This is a genomic window from Streptomyces sp. NBC_01446 (assembly GCF_026340095.1).
Taxonomy (GTDB): Bacteria; Actinomycetota; Actinomycetes; order Streptomycetales; family Streptomycetaceae; genus Streptomyces; species Streptomyces aureus.
This window is the reverse complement of sequence record NZ_JAPEPO010000001.1, coordinates 8,216,831-8,231,652: the sequence shown is the minus strand read 5'-3', so window position 1 is coordinate 8,231,652 and position 14,822 is coordinate 8,216,831. Positions and strand designations below refer to the sequence as shown.

The 14,822-nt window shown below is 68.5% G+C and carries 11 protein-coding genes and 4 pseudogenes; 7 read left to right on the top strand and 8 right to left on the bottom strand.

Going from position 1 to position 14,822, the window contains the following annotated elements; translation table 11 throughout:
- Nucleotides 1-13: 13 nt before the first annotated feature.
- The 3 genes and pseudogenes from OG456_RS37260 to OG456_RS37250 form a co-directional block, all read left to right on the top strand.
- Nucleotides 14-286: pseudogene (locus tag OG456_RS37260) on the top strand (hypothetical protein); the annotation flags it as partial.
- A gap of 134 nt (nt 287-420) precedes the next feature.
- Complete coding sequence (locus tag OG456_RS37255) at nt 421-1,704, top strand: thioesterase domain-containing protein (protein WP_266568922.1); 1,284 nt, start codon at nt 421-423, stop codon at nt 1,702-1,704.
- A gap of 16 nt (nt 1,705-1,720) precedes the next feature.
- Nucleotides 1,721-2,196: pseudogene (locus tag OG456_RS37250) on the top strand (GNAT family N-acetyltransferase).
- 114 nt (nt 2,197-2,310) lie between these two features.
- Here the strand turns inward: OG456_RS37250 and OG456_RS37245 are convergent.
- Nucleotides 2,311-2,466 (bottom strand): hypothetical protein, encoded by a 156-nt coding sequence (locus OG456_RS37245; protein WP_266568920.1) that lies wholly within the window; start codon nt 2,464-2,466, stop codon nt 2,311-2,313.
- A 28-nt stretch (nt 2,467-2,494) separates the two neighbouring features.
- On the opposite strand from OG456_RS37245, the pseudogene OG456_RS37240 reads away from it, so the two are divergent.
- Nucleotides 2,495-2,656, top strand: a pseudogene (locus OG456_RS37240) (UDP-N-acetylglucosamine--N-acetylmuramyl-(pentapeptide) pyrophosphoryl-undecaprenol N-acetylglucosamine transferase); the annotation flags it as partial.
- A gap of 10 nt (nt 2,657-2,666) precedes the next feature.
- On the opposite strand, the gene OG456_RS37235 reads toward OG456_RS37240, so the two are convergent.
- On the bottom strand, nt 2,667-2,831 hold the full coding sequence (locus OG456_RS37235; RefSeq protein ID WP_266568918.1) for a hypothetical protein: 165 nt from the start codon (nt 2,829-2,831) through the stop codon (nt 2,667-2,669).
- Between the two features lie 126 nt (nt 2,832-2,957).
- Between OG456_RS37235 and OG456_RS37230 the strand changes: the two genes are divergently transcribed.
- Nucleotides 2,958-3,164: a hypothetical protein gene (locus tag OG456_RS37230; protein WP_266568916.1), complete on the top strand. Its 207-nt coding sequence runs from the start codon at nt 2,958-2,960 to the stop codon at nt 3,162-3,164.
- A 4-nt stretch (nt 3,165-3,168) separates the two neighbouring features.
- Here the strand turns inward: OG456_RS37230 and OG456_RS37225 are convergent, their stop codons facing one another.
- Nucleotides 3,169-3,384 (bottom strand): hypothetical protein, encoded by a 216-nt coding sequence (locus OG456_RS37225; RefSeq protein WP_266568914.1) that lies wholly within the window; start codon nt 3,382-3,384, stop codon nt 3,169-3,171.
- Between the two features lie 158 nt (nt 3,385-3,542).
- On the opposite strand from OG456_RS37225, the gene OG456_RS37220 reads away from it, so the two are divergent.
- Entirely contained in the window at nt 3,543-3,746 is a 204-nt protein-coding gene (locus tag OG456_RS37220) for a hypothetical protein (protein ID WP_266568912.1), read from the top strand.
- Between the two features lie 640 nt (nt 3,747-4,386).
- Here OG456_RS37220 and OG456_RS37215 read toward each other — a convergent pair.
- Genes OG456_RS37215 through OG456_RS37200 form a run of 4 tightly spaced genes read right to left on the bottom strand, consistent with a single transcriptional unit; the run spans nt 4,387 to nt 12,834 of the window.
- On the bottom strand, nt 4,387-5,658 hold the full coding sequence (locus tag OG456_RS37215; protein WP_266568910.1) for a TIGR02679 family protein: 1,272 nt from the start codon (nt 5,656-5,658) through the stop codon (nt 4,387-4,389).
- Nucleotides 5,655-9,893 carry a TIGR02680 family protein gene (locus OG456_RS37210; RefSeq protein WP_266568909.1) on the bottom strand — a complete coding sequence of 1,413 codons (4,239 nt, stop codon included), beginning with the start codon at nt 9,891-9,893 and terminating at the stop codon, nt 5,655-5,657. The genes OG456_RS37215 and OG456_RS37210 overlap by 4 nt, the downstream gene beginning before the upstream one ends.
- Nucleotides 9,890-11,215: a TIGR02678 family protein gene (locus OG456_RS37205; protein ID WP_266568907.1), complete on the bottom strand. Its 1,326-nt coding sequence runs from the start codon at nt 11,213-11,215 to the stop codon at nt 9,890-9,892. Before OG456_RS37205 ends, OG456_RS37210 begins: the two co-directional genes overlap by 4 nt.
- Nucleotides 11,212-12,834 (bottom strand): TIGR02677 family protein, encoded by a 1,623-nt coding sequence (locus OG456_RS37200; RefSeq protein WP_266568905.1) that lies wholly within the window; start codon nt 12,832-12,834, stop codon nt 11,212-11,214. The genes OG456_RS37205 and OG456_RS37200 overlap by 4 nt, the downstream gene beginning before the upstream one ends.
- Before the next feature lie 563 nt (nt 12,835-13,397).
- On the opposite strand from OG456_RS37200, the gene OG456_RS37195 reads away from it, so the two are divergent.
- Nucleotides 13,398-13,613, top strand: coding sequence for a hypothetical protein (locus OG456_RS37195; protein ID WP_266568903.1), 216 nt, complete (start codon nt 13,398-13,400; stop codon nt 13,611-13,613).
- 816 nt (nt 13,614-14,429) lie between these two features.
- Here OG456_RS37195 and OG456_RS37190 read toward each other — a convergent pair.
- A pseudogene (locus OG456_RS37190) lies at nt 14,430-14,712 on the bottom strand (transposase); the annotation flags it as partial.
- Nucleotides 14,713-14,822 lie beyond the last annotated feature (110 nt).

The following is a 14,822-nucleotide window of genomic DNA, read 5'->3' as shown; positions in this document are numbered from 1 at the left end:
TCCCGGCGAACGCATGTACCGCACGGGCGACCTCGTCCGTTGGCGGGCCGACGGTGAGCTCGAATACCTGGGACGCGTGGACGACCAGGTCAAGGTACGCGGCTTCCGCATTGAACTCGGCGAGATCGAGTCCACCTTGACCTCGCGCCCCGATGTCGCGCAGGCCGTGGTGACCGTGCGCGAGGACCGTCCCGGCGACCGGCAGCTGTTCGGCTACGTCGTCCCCGCCCCCGGACGCACCCTTGAGGTCCAGCCGCTGCGTCAGGACCTGCGCCGGACCCTGCCTGACTACATGGTGCCGGCAACGATCACGGTCATCGACGCGCTGCCGCTCAACCGCAACGGAAGACTGGACCGCAAGGCCCTGCCCGCCCCCCGTTTCACCTCGGCCGGCCGCCCCGCGCGCACCCGCAGGAAGAAGTGCTGTGTGGGCTGTTCGCCGAGGTGCTCGGCCTGGACCGGGTCAGCATCGACGACAACTTCTTCGACCTCGGTGGCCACTCCCTGCTCGCCACCCGGCTTATCGGCCGGGTCCGGGCGGCCCTCGGCCGGGAGCTGTCGATCCGTGCTCTCTTCGAGTCGCCCACGGTGGCGGCGCTCGCGCCTCGGCTATCGCAGGACGGCACGGAGTCCGAGTTCGGGAGCCCGCTCCTGCTGCGCGGAGGAACGGGTCAGCGGCCGCTGTTCTGCGTCCACACGATGACCGGACTGGCCTGGGTATACGCCCCGCCCCGCCCCCTGCTCAGGCACCTGGATCCCCTCCAGCCGGTCTACGGCATCCAGGCGGACGTGCTCGCCGGGAAAGAGGAAGGCCCGGTCGGCCTCGCCGAGACGGCCAGTCGTTACGTCGCGCAGATCCGGTCGGTTCAGCCCGAGGGCCCTTACCGGCTGCTCGGCTGGTCCTTCGGCGGAAACATCGCCCATGCCGTCGCGGCGCTCCTCGAAGAGCAGGGCGAGCAGGTGGAACTGCTGGCTCTGCTGGATTCTTACCCTCCGAACGATCCGACGCGGTTGCCGACGGGCGAGGAAGCGCTCAGCGCACTTCTGGAGGAGATCGGACACGCCGACGTCCCGCTCGCGGACGGGGCGCCTGCCCAACTGGACCGTGTGCACGCCCTTCTGCGGGACACCGACCATCCCTTGGGCAGGATTGACCGGGATCGGCTCGGCCGGATGGGCGCCTACGTCAGAAGTGCCGCGGAAACTCTCCGGGAAATCCCCCTCACTGCGCGCAACCTGAACGTCCTGTTCTTCGAGGCGTCCCGCGATGCCGTGGAGCGCCCCGGCCGTTTCGATGAGTGGAACAAGTACACGGGCGGTGCGATCCACACCGGATTGACTGCGATCACCAGTCCATGCTCGACGGTGAACCGCTTTCCGAGATCGCGACGATTGTGGCGCAAGAGCTTGCCAAACTGCGCTGAACGAGCCCGACTGCGGTGGTGCCTCCTTGCCGGCGAAGCCCGTGCCGGCAAGGAGGCGCTGTCCAGCGCCGAGGCGACGTGGTCGAAGCCCCGGGCCCGGGGCCACGGGCCCGTGGCCGGCACAGTAGCAGTGTCGCGAGATCAGCCCACCACAGATGAGGGCGGTTGCGTGGGCGCTGACATCACGATGAAATCCCAGGATGTGGAACAGCTTGTCGTTGAACTTCGCTCACAAACCGGTCCTCGCTGGCGAGAGAACACTCCTGCGTCCCTTCACTGAGGACGACGCGTCCGCCATGGCCGCCATCATCGGGGATCCTGAGGTGATCCGCTTTACCTTCCAGCCTTCAGCCGAGCTCACCTTGGAGCGGCTGAAGGCCTGGTACGGATCGCGCGGTGCGCAGGACGACCGCCTCGACCTTGCACTTGCGGACAGTGATTCGGGAGAGGTCGTCGGCGAGGTCGTCCTCTACGATGTGGATCCACTCAACCGCAACTGCACCTTCCGCATCTTGATCGGCCCTCGCGGTCGAGGCAGGGGACTGGGCACGGAAGCACTCGGCTCATCGTGGGGTACGGCTTCGAACACGTCGGGCTGCACAGGATCCAGCTTGAGGTGTACACCGACAACTACAGGGCAATTCGTGCGTACGAGAAGGTGGGCTTCACTACCGAAGGTGTACGACGGCAGGCCCAACTTCGTGACGGCATCTGGCGAGACGAGGCGGTAATGTCGATCCTCGCTCACGAGTGGAATGCTTCCAGGCGTTAGATGTGCGACTGACGATCACTGATTACGCCTGGGTCGCGGTCTTCCGCTTGAGGCGTTCGTAGAGGGTATAGCCGTCGAGGCCGCCTTGAAGGCGATGGTAGATGTAATGTCCTCCTACTCGCGGAGCTTGTCGTTGAAGACCTCGGCGTCGTCGATGATGACGCCGTCCAGCAGCCGGTAGAACTCCTCGGCGTCGACGCGCTGGGAGCGTTCGACGATGCTCAGGGAAGCCGCGTCGTGGGCCCGGCCGCATGCGTGCAGGGTTGTCATGTCGGCGCCGGCCTGGACCGCGGCCAAGGGTGAGGTCACCACTGACCGGCTCAGGGACGCGCTCGGTCCGCTGCTGACGGACCCGGCGCGGCAGGCGGCCATGGCTCAGTCCGCCCGCGAGCACGGGCGGCCTGATGCGGCGGAGCGGCTCGTCGACGTGCTGCTGGACGCCGCACGCTCAGCCGGGTAGCGGGGCCCGGTCAGGGGCTGCCGGTAGAGGCGGCCCGTGTCCAGTTGTCGCGCTCTCCCAGCCTGCCGTTGTCCCGGCTGTGGTGGGTCGCCGCGAGGGTTTCGTCCTGGGGGTGGGGCGTGATGCGGTCAAGGCGGGGCAGAGTGTCGGAGATCAGCGGGCTCCCGTACCGCATCGCGCGTTCCCATACGTCCTGGACCTCGTCGGTTTCGGGCCAGATGGAGAAGAGGGCCTCGGCAGGCCGGCGTCACTGTGCGGGTCCTCGTCGACCCGCCGCAGGGGGCGTGACAGAGTGCAGGTCATGGCCGACCCGGAGCGATATCGCGTCACCCTCACGACTGGAGGCGCTGTCGTCATGCAGGGCGCGTGGGCCATCCGCGAGATCGGGGAGCTGAAGTTCCGGTCATGGATCGTCAGCTATGGCGGCATATCGGAGGCCAGGGTCGTCCTCACCGAGCGGGGAGTCGACGGCGTCGAGAAGGTCCTGAAGGAGTGGCCCGAGGCGTAGCCCGTCAGGCCGTGGACTCGTACCGCACGAGCCTCTTGAGCCGGGGCTGGACATCCATGCGCCGCACCTCGTCGCCTGCGGCTTTCCACTCGGCGAGGTACCGGTCGATGCCCTCGCGTACGGCGAGCACCGTCTGCACAGTCGGCGTTCCGGCCTGGAACTGCTCCCAGGCGGATCGTTCCAGCGCAATCAGTTCATCGGGGTAATTGCCATCTGCCACGTCCCGGGATCTTAAGCGAGCGCGCGTGGAGGGTCGCCGCAGGACTCGGCTGAACTGATCCAAACCTCCCGGAGCCCCGGACCGGCCAGATGCGTGAACCGTGTGTGCGGCGGTTGACCCGGCCGTGGCCAGCTCCGATCGTCTGCGTTGCTGACTGTATGAAGACAGACAGCGCAACGCCCCCTGCCTACGCCCAGCTTGCCGATGCGTACTGGCTCGACATGCCCCACGCGGCGGGCGCCCTGTGCGAGTGTCCACTCGATGCCCCGCCTGCGCGTGATGCCGCGCTCCGCGTCCACATCGCCATAATCCGTCTGACAGCCGGGCTCATCCTCATCGGGCTCGCGTACACCGTGTCCTGAGACGAGGCGCGTTCCCCGGCCGCCGACAGTCGGGGAACACGCCTCTCACGGCGTCATCCCGTCCCTGCATGCGCATGTCACACCCGCTGACTGCCCCAGGCGCGGCAGGACACCGCTACACCTGCGGACCCACCGCAGGTCGTCATGGAGGGCCAACACCGGACCCTGAGACCAGGGGTGAGGAACTTCCGGTCGTAGATTGGCGGCTACAGCACCACGAGACCTCCGTCACAGGACGATGCGATTTCGCCCAGCTTGGCGGCACTTGGTGTCACGAAACAACACATCATCGTTGGCACACCCGCAGGACTGATCGCCTTTTACCTGCCATCCGATCAGGTCAACGCGAGCACCTGCGCCGTGGCCGTCCTCTACTCGGCCTGGCGCCAGGGTGGAGGCACTCCGCCATCGCAGGATTCCCGGGGACGGCATGGCGAGGGCTCTGACCCCGCTTCCAGCTCCGGAACGGCACCAGAGTCGGGAACCGGCCCAGGCCCGGTGGGCCTTCCGAGCGGGGAGTGAGCTACCGCATCGAGTTCTGGCGCGTGTGGGCATTCATCACAGGCAGTTCTCTTGGGCGGTCTGGAGGGGGCCTTGCGGAGCAGGTTGGCTCCCGGAGTACGGCACGGCGCCGACGTCTCTACGCCTGGCGTGACAGGTCGGCCACCAAGAGGTCGAGGGTGGCTTCCTCGTGGAGCGCGACGCCGAGGGCGGTCATGGCAGGAGCGAGATCCGGGTCCCAGTCTGCGCTGACCGGCGGGCCGTCGAGCGCCAGTTGAGGGATGCCCTCGGCCTGACTGCGCGCGGCCAGGTGCTCGTAGTCCGCGGCACCCATGCGCCACGACAGGGCTTCGTAGCGGCGGATGACTCGGTTGGCCAGGGCGATCCCTGGCCAGTCGAAGTCGCCGTGGTACGTGAAGCGGCAGCCCGTGGTGGCGAGGGCGTCGAGAAGCGTGAAGACCACCGTGGCCGCGCTGCCGGACGTGCAGACCAGGGGCTGTGCGCAGGCTGCGTCAGCTGCGGCTTCCACCACGCGCGGGTTCTCACAGATGTGGATGAGGGTGCCAGCGGGGAGTTGCAGCCGCAGGGTGTGCAGGTCGCGTGGTGTGAGGTGGGCTTCGGCGTGATGGTCGGCCCGTTCTCTTAGGCCGCGCTCCTGCCAGCCCTCGCCTTCTGGGCGTAGCCCGTAGGTCAGCACTGTGCTGGAGACCTCGTCCGGCGTGACGGATACCAGCCGCCACAGGGCGCGTCGGCCGGCCGCGTCGTCGGGGAACTCGGTGTCGTGGGCGAGGGCGACGCCGCGTTGGACGAGGCGTGCGAGCCAGGTGCCGTCGTCCAGGCCGTGCGCGGAGCCGGTCGCCATGGCGGCGAGTTCTCCTCGGCCGAGTGCGCCGTTGCGCTCGGGTCCTAGGAGAGTGGTGAGGACGTGGACTGCCTGCTGGAGTGTCTGTATCGCCGTTTCGGGCGGCACTCCTTTCGGAACGCCGGCACGGCGCAAGAGGTCGTACCACTGCCGGGGCCATTCCTGGTTGGCGAGCGGGGAGGCGTCCAGTGACGAGGTGAGGGACGTCCACACTTGCTCTCGCCGTGCCGCCAGGTCCGCGCGGGCGGCACGGCGGTCGGTGAGTGGCGGGCCGAGTTCCTCCAGGGTCTGTCTGAGGCCGAGTGCGGCGGCCGAGGCGCGTAGCCGTGCGTCGAGGATGTCGAGCTGCACGGTCACGGTGGTACTGGTGAGGGGTTTGCCCAGCAGGAGAGACAGGTCGTTGCGTTCTTGGGCGTTCACTGCGGTCAGTCGGAGGGAGCCGGTGGCCTGTACGCCGTTGCTCTCCAGGCGCTGGCGTACCCCCTTCCAGAGCCGGGTGAGTCCCGGTCCCGTCAGCCAGTCGCGCGTTGTGGCGGGTAGCGCGCTCATACGGACATCAGACGCCGGTGCCGGCCGTTCCAGGTGTAGTGCAAGGTGGCCACGCCGCGCACATGGGGATCGCGCAGGCACTCGTAGATGTGCAGGGATGGAACTTCGGGCCAGTTGCCCATGAGTCGCTCGCTGGTGAGGACGAAGTCGAGATCGAGGTCGACGAGGATGCGGCCCAGTCGTCCATGGGTGGGTTCGTCGACCTTCGCGAAGGCGTCGTCCAGGAGGATCAGCCGCGGGGCGTGTGGTGCTGACTCGGCGAGGCTGCTGAAGTGGGCGGCGGCCGCGGCGAAGAGCACGAGGTAGGAGAGGACCCGTTGTTCGCCTTGGCTGAGCCCGGTTCGGCCGGTTAGTTTCCGTCGACGGCCTGGGGCCGCGTCCTCGACCACGAAGGTGTGGAAGCGGAACCAGTCGCGGTAATCCAGCGCGGTTCGCAGATGGGCGGCGTAACCGGCTGACGGGTCGGCACGACGGGCGTCTTCGATCCGGCGTTGCAGTACCTCGCGCAGTTGCTCAGTCTGCTCGCGCGTCCTGAGGCTTGAGGGACTGCGCAGCAGCTCGACGGCCGCGCGCACGTCCGCGTCCACGTCTTCGTCCAGCTTCCACATCAGCTCGACGCCGAGACCGTGGGATGTGCGGACGGTTCGCAGGGTGTCGTTGAGAGCCGCGACCAGGTTCGCCGCGGTGATGACCTGTTCTGAGAGGTGGTCGCCGAGTTCGCCGGTCAGGAACCGCTGGAACACCTCACGTTCGCGCTCGGTGAGCCGTCCCCGGGCCGTCGCGGCCTGGACCGCGATCCGCTCGCCCACGGCTGCGACGTCATGGGACCCGTGGTCGTCGACCAGGCGGCACACCTTGATTGCGTCGCGCTCCTCCAGCTGCGCGTCGAACCCGCCGGCTAGTTGGTCGCGCAGCTCGGTGTGGCGGTTGAGTAGGGTGCTGTCCGACACCTCGCCCTTCGGGCGGCCGAGGGCCTCTTCCACAGCGTCTGCGAGTGCCCGCAGCGCTCGCAGACGGGTGCGGACGTCCGCGCCGGGATCGTCCGACAGGTAAGGGGGCAGCGAGGACGTGTCCAGCCCGGAGCCGCTCACCACCTCCGGTCGCCCGAGAGCACTGCGAAGAGCGCTGCCGGTGTCGATGACTGACCTCTCCTGGTCCGCCAGGTTCTCGCGCAGGCGCTTCTCGTCTTCTTCCGCGCGTACGCGTAGGTCGTGGAGTTGGTCGCGGTCTCGTTGTGCCGCGGGCAAGGCGTGGACGGCGTTCGCGATGTGCTGCTTGGCCTCCTGCTCGCGGGTAAGGATCTCCTCCTCGGACGACCCGATGGCCTCCTCGCGGGTGCGCAGGTCCTGCTCAGCGGTGCGCAGTCCCGTGAAGCGGAGCCGGTAGCTCTCGTCCGCGGCCAGGCGATCCTCTCGGGCGCGTCCGTACCGGTCGGCATCGGCCTCGTGAGCGCCGAGCCGTTCGCCCGTGCCGCCGACGGCCCTGCGCAGATGCCCGATGCCGCTGAGCAGGGCAGCAAGTGCGGTGCGTACGCGGTCCAGGGCGGTTCGGTCGCCGGGCAGGTCGTGGGCGGTTGCGGTGGCATCCGCCTCGGCACGCGCCGATACCGCGAGAGCGCGGGCCTCCTCGGCCAGGCGTGCCGCCCGGGTCGCCTTGGCGGTCAGATCATGCAGCGTCCGCTCTGCTGATTCGGTCCTGCTCCAGGCGTCTGCGAGGTTCCGTGCCCTGGGGAAGTCTCGTTCCGCGCGCGTGAGCGCCCGGCGCATGGCGTCGGCTACGACGAGGTCCTCGCGGACGGCGGCCAGTCGCTGCTGGGTCTGCGCGATCCGCTCCTCCAGCTCGGCGAGGATGCGCCGCCGGGTCTGTGCGCGTACTGCGGCGCCCACGTACTCGGTGTCGCGTTTGTCGTGACGGCCGCTCAGCACGCCCAGATGCCAACTGCCGTCGTGAAAGACCGCGTTGTGAGCGGAGGTCTCCTGTGCTGGTGCGAGTGAGATGGTGGTCAGTAGACGCTCCACCTGCTCGGCGGTGATGCCGCAACCCGGTTCAGGGGCCGGGCGCAGGGCCGAGGCGAGAGTCGGGCCGTGCGACAGCACGGGACCGGGCCCAAGGACGGTGTCCCGGGTGAGGGGATCGAGAAGGACACCGTCCGCGCCCACCCACGCGTCCAGGATTCCACTGGCCTCCAAGGCTCCTTCTAGACCGGCCCGGTCGGCCGGGGCCAGGTCGTCCGCGAAGTCAACCAGCTGGTAGAAAGGCGCTCCGCTGCCCGGCGTCCTCGCGGCGACGCGATGGTGTGGGGCTGGCGGCTCGGGGTCGGTCCGTTGCTCCCAGCCTCGTTTCTGCTCCGCCAGGCGGTGGCGTTCCTCGCTGAGCTGGCTGACGGCGAGCGCCAGGGCGTCCCGGCGTCCGGTGAGTTCTTCGCCGTACGACTCCAATGCGGCCTGAGCGGTCCGCCAGGCCTGGCTGTCGATGTCGGGCGGCAGAGAGCGGTCCGCGAACGGCGCGTCGACGGAGGTCGCGCAGCGGACCGAGGTGTGGACGGCCTCCAAGGGTGGGCAGTCGGGGCCCAGCGCGGTCCGCGTGTGCGTCGCCCACTGGGCGACTTGGCGGGCGTAGGCGCCGCTCTCCTCAGCGACCCTTTGACGGCTGCCGTCGAGATGACCAGCGGCCTCTTCCGCCTCGCCTTCCAGCCGTTCCCGCTCGGTATCTGCCTGAGCCGCCCCGGCCCGGGCTTCGTCCGCCCGTGCGATGAGGCGGGTCACCTCCTGAACCATCCGGGCCCGGTTTCTCGTGACCGCCTCAGCGTCCTCCAGCTGGTTTTGCCAGGACCGTAGCCCTTCCTGCGTCGTGACTGTGTCCACGCGGGCCACCGATCGGTGCCCTACCGTGCGCATCTCCCCGTCCGGAGTCGTCAACGCAGTCTCGGTGGCCTGGGCAACAACCGTGCGCGGCAGGGCCACCGCCTCGCCGAGATGGCCAGTGGGAAGCCCGGCCTTCTCCGCCTGCGTCAGCAGCTCCCGGTGTTCGGATCCCAACTCGGCCAGCCGGCTTCCGAGGTGTGCGACCCCTTCGGTCAGCCGCTCCGCCGAGCTCTCCTCCGCCTCGTGTGCGTTGTGCAGGGTGGTGAACGCGGCCACGGCGGCGGTGTGCAGCGCCTCCACCGTGCCGCGACGCTCCGATAGTTCGCGCAGACTGCGGTAGGCATGACTGGCATGCAGGGCGGCCAGGTCGGTCCGGGCAGCCTGTTCCTCCTCACGCAGGGTCTCCAGTCGGCCCTGCGACTCCTCCTCCTGCGCCCTCAGATCGCTCGTTCGCTGTGCGGCGTCTCCGGCAGCCCGGCGCCGCTGCGTAAGGACACCCAGCTCGTGACCGACGCTCTGCGCGCAGGTGCGCAGGACCCCGGACAAGTAGCCGCGGTAACTGGTGAGGAAGGTACGCAGCGCCGCATCGGTGCGCTCCAGGCGGCCGAGTTCGTCCCGTACGGCGTCGAGGTCGTGGAGGTTGCGCGCCACCTTCTCGACCACGTCCTCGTCGAGCCCCGGCAGGGTCTCGCTGAGCAGGGAGGCCAGTCCCCCGTGTTCGATGCGGTCCCCCACCGTCGGGCGCCGCAGCCGATGGAGGAGCTGGGTGAGGTTGCGGTAGCGCGTCACGTCGGTGATGCCGAACAACTCCCGGGCCACACGAGAGCGGTGCAGGACCGCACGGTCAGTCGCATTGTCGGATCCGACGATCTCCTTGAGCCGGTCGACCGACAGCGGCCTACCCGCCTCGACCAGGTGCAGGTCCTCACCGATCCGCAGCGGCGTGACGAAGAACGTCGGCAGCGCCCTCTGGGTCGACTTCGAGGCACGGATGGCGGCACCGAGCGTCAGGTAGCGGTGACCGCCGTCGTCGCCCGTGCCCCGGAACTCCACCCACAGATACCCCAGACGGTTGGTCTGCTCGAATCCGTCCAGCATCAGCCAGGCGAGCGTGGTGCGGCCGGTGCCTGTCGCGTCCAATGCCCGGGAGTCGCCGTCCAGAAGATATGGGAGCAGCATCTCCAGGGCCTTGGACTTACCCGCGCCGTTCTTGCCGCGCAGCAGCAGCCGTCCGTCACCGAAAGAGAACTCCTGCTGGTCGTACTGCCAGACGTTCTGGATACCCGCCCGGTGTAGCCGGAAGCGGGCGCCGGTGGTCATCGCGGCCCCGGCACGCGGCAGCGGAACGAGGCCACGCGCGTCGGTGGTCATAGCGGCAACTCCTCCTGGACGTCCTTGCCTTTGCTGGCTGCGGTGGCTGGGCGCACAGTGACGTGAGTGGCGTAGCGGGCCGCCGCGGCCAGCAGCACCAAGCCGCCCCCGCCAGGCCGCGCGCCATGGACATCGGTCACCGTGCGTCCTTCCGGTGCCTCGTCGACGTATCCCTCCACCAGCCCTGCACCCTCGGCGCGCAGCCGCCCGGCGCGGGTCATCAGCCGCATACGGACCAGCAGGTCCAATACCGCCTCTCGCAGGGAGGGAAGGTCCTCCAGGTAGCCGCGTTGCCAGTTGCTGCGCTGCCCGTACTCGGCGATCAGCCCGGCCAGCACCTCATCCACCAAACCGTCCGGGACAGCCACCCCAATCACGAGCGTCCCACCCGTCGCCGGATGCCCCGGCTCCTGCGGCCGAAGCCGTTCCACCAGCCGCTCCGCCAGCAGCAACGCGGCCTGTGCGACGGTCCCGGTGCCCGGCAGGTGCAGATCCGTCAGCTCCTCCTCAGGGTCCACCAGCGCCACGCCCTCGGCACGGATCTCCATTTCCAGGCCCAGGAGTTCGGAGAAAGCCTGGGCTTCCCGGCGCTGCCGGGTGCGCAGCCAGTCGCGCTCGGCATCGGTCAACTCGTCGAGATGAACGACGGGTGTCTCGACCAGCATCCGGCGCACATAGGTGCGCGGCCCGCCGAACCCCGGGTCCGCTGCCCGCTGCACCAGCTCGGCGCCGTCCCGAGCCTGTGCGAGCGGGCCGGCAACGACCACGCGAGCCAGCTCCCGATCCACCGTGATCAGGGCTTCCCCACCCGCCTCCTGCGCGATCGCGGCCACCTGGCCCTCGGTCTCGATGAGCACGCCCCAATCGACCAACTGCCGCAGAGCCGCCACCAAAGTCCGCTTCCCAGCCACCCGACCCGTCTCCTCCAGCTCGATCCCCGCGTCCGCCGCGGCAGCCCTGATATCGGCGACCAGCTGCGACAGCAGCATCTGCTCAGGAGCAGTTACCAGCACAGACAGGGCCAGCGCGAGGCACGCGTACGTGTGCGGCGTAAAAGGGGTGCCGGTGGAGCGCACCAGCCGGTGTCCCGAGCCCGCCCCCAGCCCCGCCTTGAACAGCCGGGCGAAGGAGCTGTCGACCAGCAGGCGATAGCCGAGCACCTGCTGGAACCGCTTGCCCAACCAGTCGGCGTGCCTGCGAATCAGAGGGAAAAGATCGGCATGCGGGCCGTCCGACGCGACCAGAGGGTGGGCGAGCAGCAGTCGGGCAGCGCTGCGGCGCTCGGCGGCCAAGGCCACGTCGTGAGTCGAGGGAAGGGTCATGACACGCTCGCCTTCGCTGCGCCTCCACCCGCGACGGAGATACGACCGATGTCCAGCTCCAGGTCATCCAGCAGCAAGTCGCCGTCGGCCGAGTGCAGCACCGTCTGTATGCCCTCAGTCCGTCGCACGGTGAGCCGGATGCCCAGTTCGGCATCCTCACTACGCGCCGAGTCCACGTCGAAGTCCGCCGTTCCCTCCCCATTCGTAGCAGAGCATCTCCTGAGCTGAGCGTTTCCCAGTGCCGTAGCCAGCAGCTCCAGGAGCAGGCCCAGCGCCGCCGACGTGAGACGTACCTCGGCGAACCGGCCGGACGCGCTACGCAGTTCGTCCGCCGCCGCTGCCCTGGCCGCAGCCCGCTGACCGGCGGCCTCCCTCAGCAACTGCTTCTGCGCTGAATGGTCCTCCACCGCTGAGGTCCGCCCCCGCTGAGCGCGGCTGCCCCTTTCACGCAGGGCCACCGGCACCTCGACCACCGGTCCAGTCCACCAGCTTGTGTACGCGGGCACCACTTCGTCGGTGGCCGGAGGTATGCCCAGATGACGGGCGCCGTACAGTCCAAACGCGGCCACAGCGATGTCGTGCGCGTCCTGCGGCGCCGCTTCGTCGAACCAACGGGCCAGCCGCACCAGATCCTTGCGCCGGGACATCTCCCCGGTGGCCGACCGCAGCATCCGCTTGGCGTTGGCGAGCAGCGACTGCAACGCGCGCAGCGTGGCGTCCCGTAGTTGGTCGACCTGGCTGCCCTGACCGTCGATGTCGCTAAACCAACCGCGCAGGCCCTCCCAGTCCGCGACCTCGCGGCCTCGGCTGCGCTGGACCCGGACCTCCACGCTGCTTTCGCCCTGCGCTGACAGCCCGGTAAGCCCCTGGGCGTGAGCGTTCAACCGGTCCAACAGAGCCGGGATGTGCGGCCACAGCATGTCCAGCGCCGCCGAGATCCGCGGCGCGCGGAACGCCACGTCCTCCGTGATCGCCTCGACGTAGTCCAGGAGCAACTCCTTGAAGCCCTGGTACTCGGTGCTATCCAAGTCGTAGCGGGACAGAACCTGGCCGAGGTAGGCGTAGAAGTCACGTATGGAGTCAGCAAATTCGGTGAACTGCACGAACAGTGTACTGATCCGCTCCAGTCCATCCTGCGGCTCGATACCACCCGGCGTGATCACGAGGTCGGCCAGCACCCGCAGCCCGCGTTCGACCAGTGCCAACAGTTCGTTACTCACCTCGCGGGCGGCATCGGCCTCGGCCAGAACCCCATCGGCATCGCGCTGGATGCGTTCGCCCAGTTTCGACAGCTGGTAGCGCGAGCGGGAACGCTGGTACTCGCTGATGGTGGACGCTTTCACCGTGTGGCTGCTACGCAGCAGGTTTCCCCACTGCACCAACTGTTCCAGCCGGACCGTCAGAGTGTCAGCGTCGAGCCCTGCGGCGACGCCACCGCCTTGTCCCAGCTTCGCCATGATGTCCGGGACGGCAAGGTCCGCCAGAAGCGTTCCGCAGAAGACCCGCATGATCGCGATGTGCTCCAGCCGCTCGGGCGCACTGAGGTACGAGTACGCGTTCAGCCGCCGGCGCGCCTCTTCGTCGGCGTCCTGAGCTGTGCCGGATGCGGATGCCCCCATGCCCGTGAGGTTACGCGGCGCATCCGGGTGCCGCCGGTGTGTGGCTGAAAATGCCGCGGACGTGTGCCACGTAACGGTTGGGTGTCCGTCGATGAACGGGGAGAGATCTCTTCCGTGTGCGACAGGGTTGACTAGGCGCTATGCGAGGTCGTCTGTGCGTGAGGGAGGGGAGCCGGATGGTGATAGGTCAGGGAGGCACGTCGGTACCGAGGCCGGCTGCACCCCACTCGGCAGCAGGCATGGGCACTCGCCGCCGTGTGCACGCTCCTCCCCATGCCCTGTCCGAACTCGAAGCAGCTGACGGCCAGCCTCTCATCGTGCTGTCGTCGATCGACCCCACTCGGCAGAAACGCCAACAAATCACGGACCCGGCCGCCGCCCCGCCGAAGCTGTGCCGCACTCACTCCATCCTGAGCTGCCACCAAAGCTGATCTCGACTGCCACCGAGCACCCGGAGTTCGGCTGACGCCCGGCCGCGCCGCTCGAGGTACTGCGCACCACCGCCGAGCAGGCCAGCGCCACCGTGCGGGTCCTCGTCGACTCGCCGCAAGGAGCGTGACAGAGTGCAGGACATGACCGACCTGGACCTATACCGCGTCACCCTCACGACCGGGGGCGCCGTCGTGATGCAGGGCGCATGGTCCAACCGCGAGACCGGGCAGCGGAAGTTCCGGTCATGGATCGGCAGCTACGGCGGCATATCGGAGGCCAGGGTCGTCCTCACCGAGCGGGCCGTCGACGGTGTTGAGAAGGTCCTGATGGAGTGGCCTGAGGCGTAGCGTCAGGCTCTTGCCCCTGTATGCGCATGTAGGACATTGCTCCGCACCACCCTGCGCAGCCGCCGCATGTCTCCCAAGGGCCACCGCGGACCCGCCGCGGCCGCTAGCGAGGAGACCTATGGAAGACAATCCGCCAGCCCAGAGCACCACGAAGAGGTGCGCCGACTGCGGCACGCCCATGGATGCCCAGACCAACAACGCGGAATGCCGGCACTGCCGCAAGTGCTTCAATCCGGCCTCGTGCGCGCACAACCACAACCAGTGGCCGCAGGAGCAGTAGCCCAGCCACGGCACGCCAGGTGCCCCTGTCTCAGCGGGATGGGGGCACCGGCGCGTTCGGCTACGGCCACCACTCCTCGCGGTAGCCGGGCCAGTCCGTGTATGGCAGGGCGAGCGGTGCGACAACCGGCGCCAACGACTCCGCCACCTCGATCAGCCGGTTCTCTTCGCGGTGCAGGCGAGCGAACTCGTCCGGCTCATTGTCGATACGGCGACGTGCGCTGCCGCGCGAGGAAACCCCGCAACGCAGGACGGAGGCTGCACCGCCGCTGATTCAACGGCTGAAGCAGTGGTCAGCGATCGTGCGGACAGCACAGAAGTACAGCAACCGCATCGGCCACAGTCGACCTCTCGGTGCCTAGGCGAGGGCGAGTTGGCGGAAGGAGGGGGATTCCTTGCCCGTCGGTGATGACTCGTGCCTGCTGCCTGGACGTGCGCGGTCGACCGGGCTGGGCCCGCTTTTGGGCCTCGCCGGGCCGCCCGGACGTGGGAGGAGTCGATCACCGCCCGAGACCAGTCCAGCTGGTTCTTCGACCGCAGCTCCTTCAGCAGCACCGCGTGGAGCTGGTCCCACACGCCGGCCTCGCCCAGGCGGCCAGGCGCCGCCAGCAGGTCATGCCTGACCCGAAGCCCAACTCCTGGGGCAGGTACTCCCATTGGATGCCGGTGTGCAGGACGAACAGGATCCCGCGGAACGCTTGCCGATCCGGCACCCGCGGTCGGCCCTCGACCAGCTTCGGTCCGGCTTGGGCAGTAACGGCTCGATGAACGAGCACAGTTCGTCCGACACGACCCATGGCCGCGGCTGACGTTTCCCCATGAACAGACCAACGACCCGACAAGCCAACAGTCACATGATCAACAGCTTTCGTTCGAGCCAGTAAAGCCTTGCCCCGCTCAGGCCCCCTACTGCAACCCGACGCGCATCCA

Bases quoted from the DNA above. Each gene is read 5' to 3' on its own strand.
- OG456_RS37245 (WP_266568920.1), bottom strand. From the start codon at position 2,466: ATGACAACCCTGCACGCATGCGGCCGGGCCCACGACGCGGCTTCCCTG.
- OG456_RS37235 (WP_266568918.1), bottom strand. From the start codon at position 2,831: ATGCGGTACGGGAGCCCGCTGATCTCCGACACTCTGCCCCGCCTTGAC.
- OG456_RS37230 (WP_266568916.1), top strand. From the start codon at position 2,958: ATGGCCGACCCGGAGCGATATCGCGTCACCCTCACGACTGGAGGCGCT.
- OG456_RS37220 (WP_266568912.1), top strand. From the start codon at position 3,543: ATGAAGACAGACAGCGCAACGCCCCCTGCCTACGCCCAGCTTGCCGAT.
- OG456_RS37215 (WP_266568910.1), bottom strand. From the start codon at position 5,658: ATGAGCGCGCTACCCGCCACAACGCGCGACTGGCTGACGGGACCGGGA.
- OG456_RS37210 (WP_266568909.1), bottom strand. From the start codon at position 9,893: ATGACCACCGACGCGCGTGGCCTCGTTCCGCTGCCGCGTGCCGGGGCC.
- OG456_RS37205 (WP_266568907.1), bottom strand. From the start codon at position 11,215: ATGACCCTTCCCTCGACTCACGACGTGGCCTTGGCCGCCGAGCGCCGC.
- OG456_RS37200 (WP_266568905.1), bottom strand. From the start codon at position 12,834: ATGGGGGCATCCGCATCCGGCACAGCTCAGGACGCCGACGAAGAGGCG.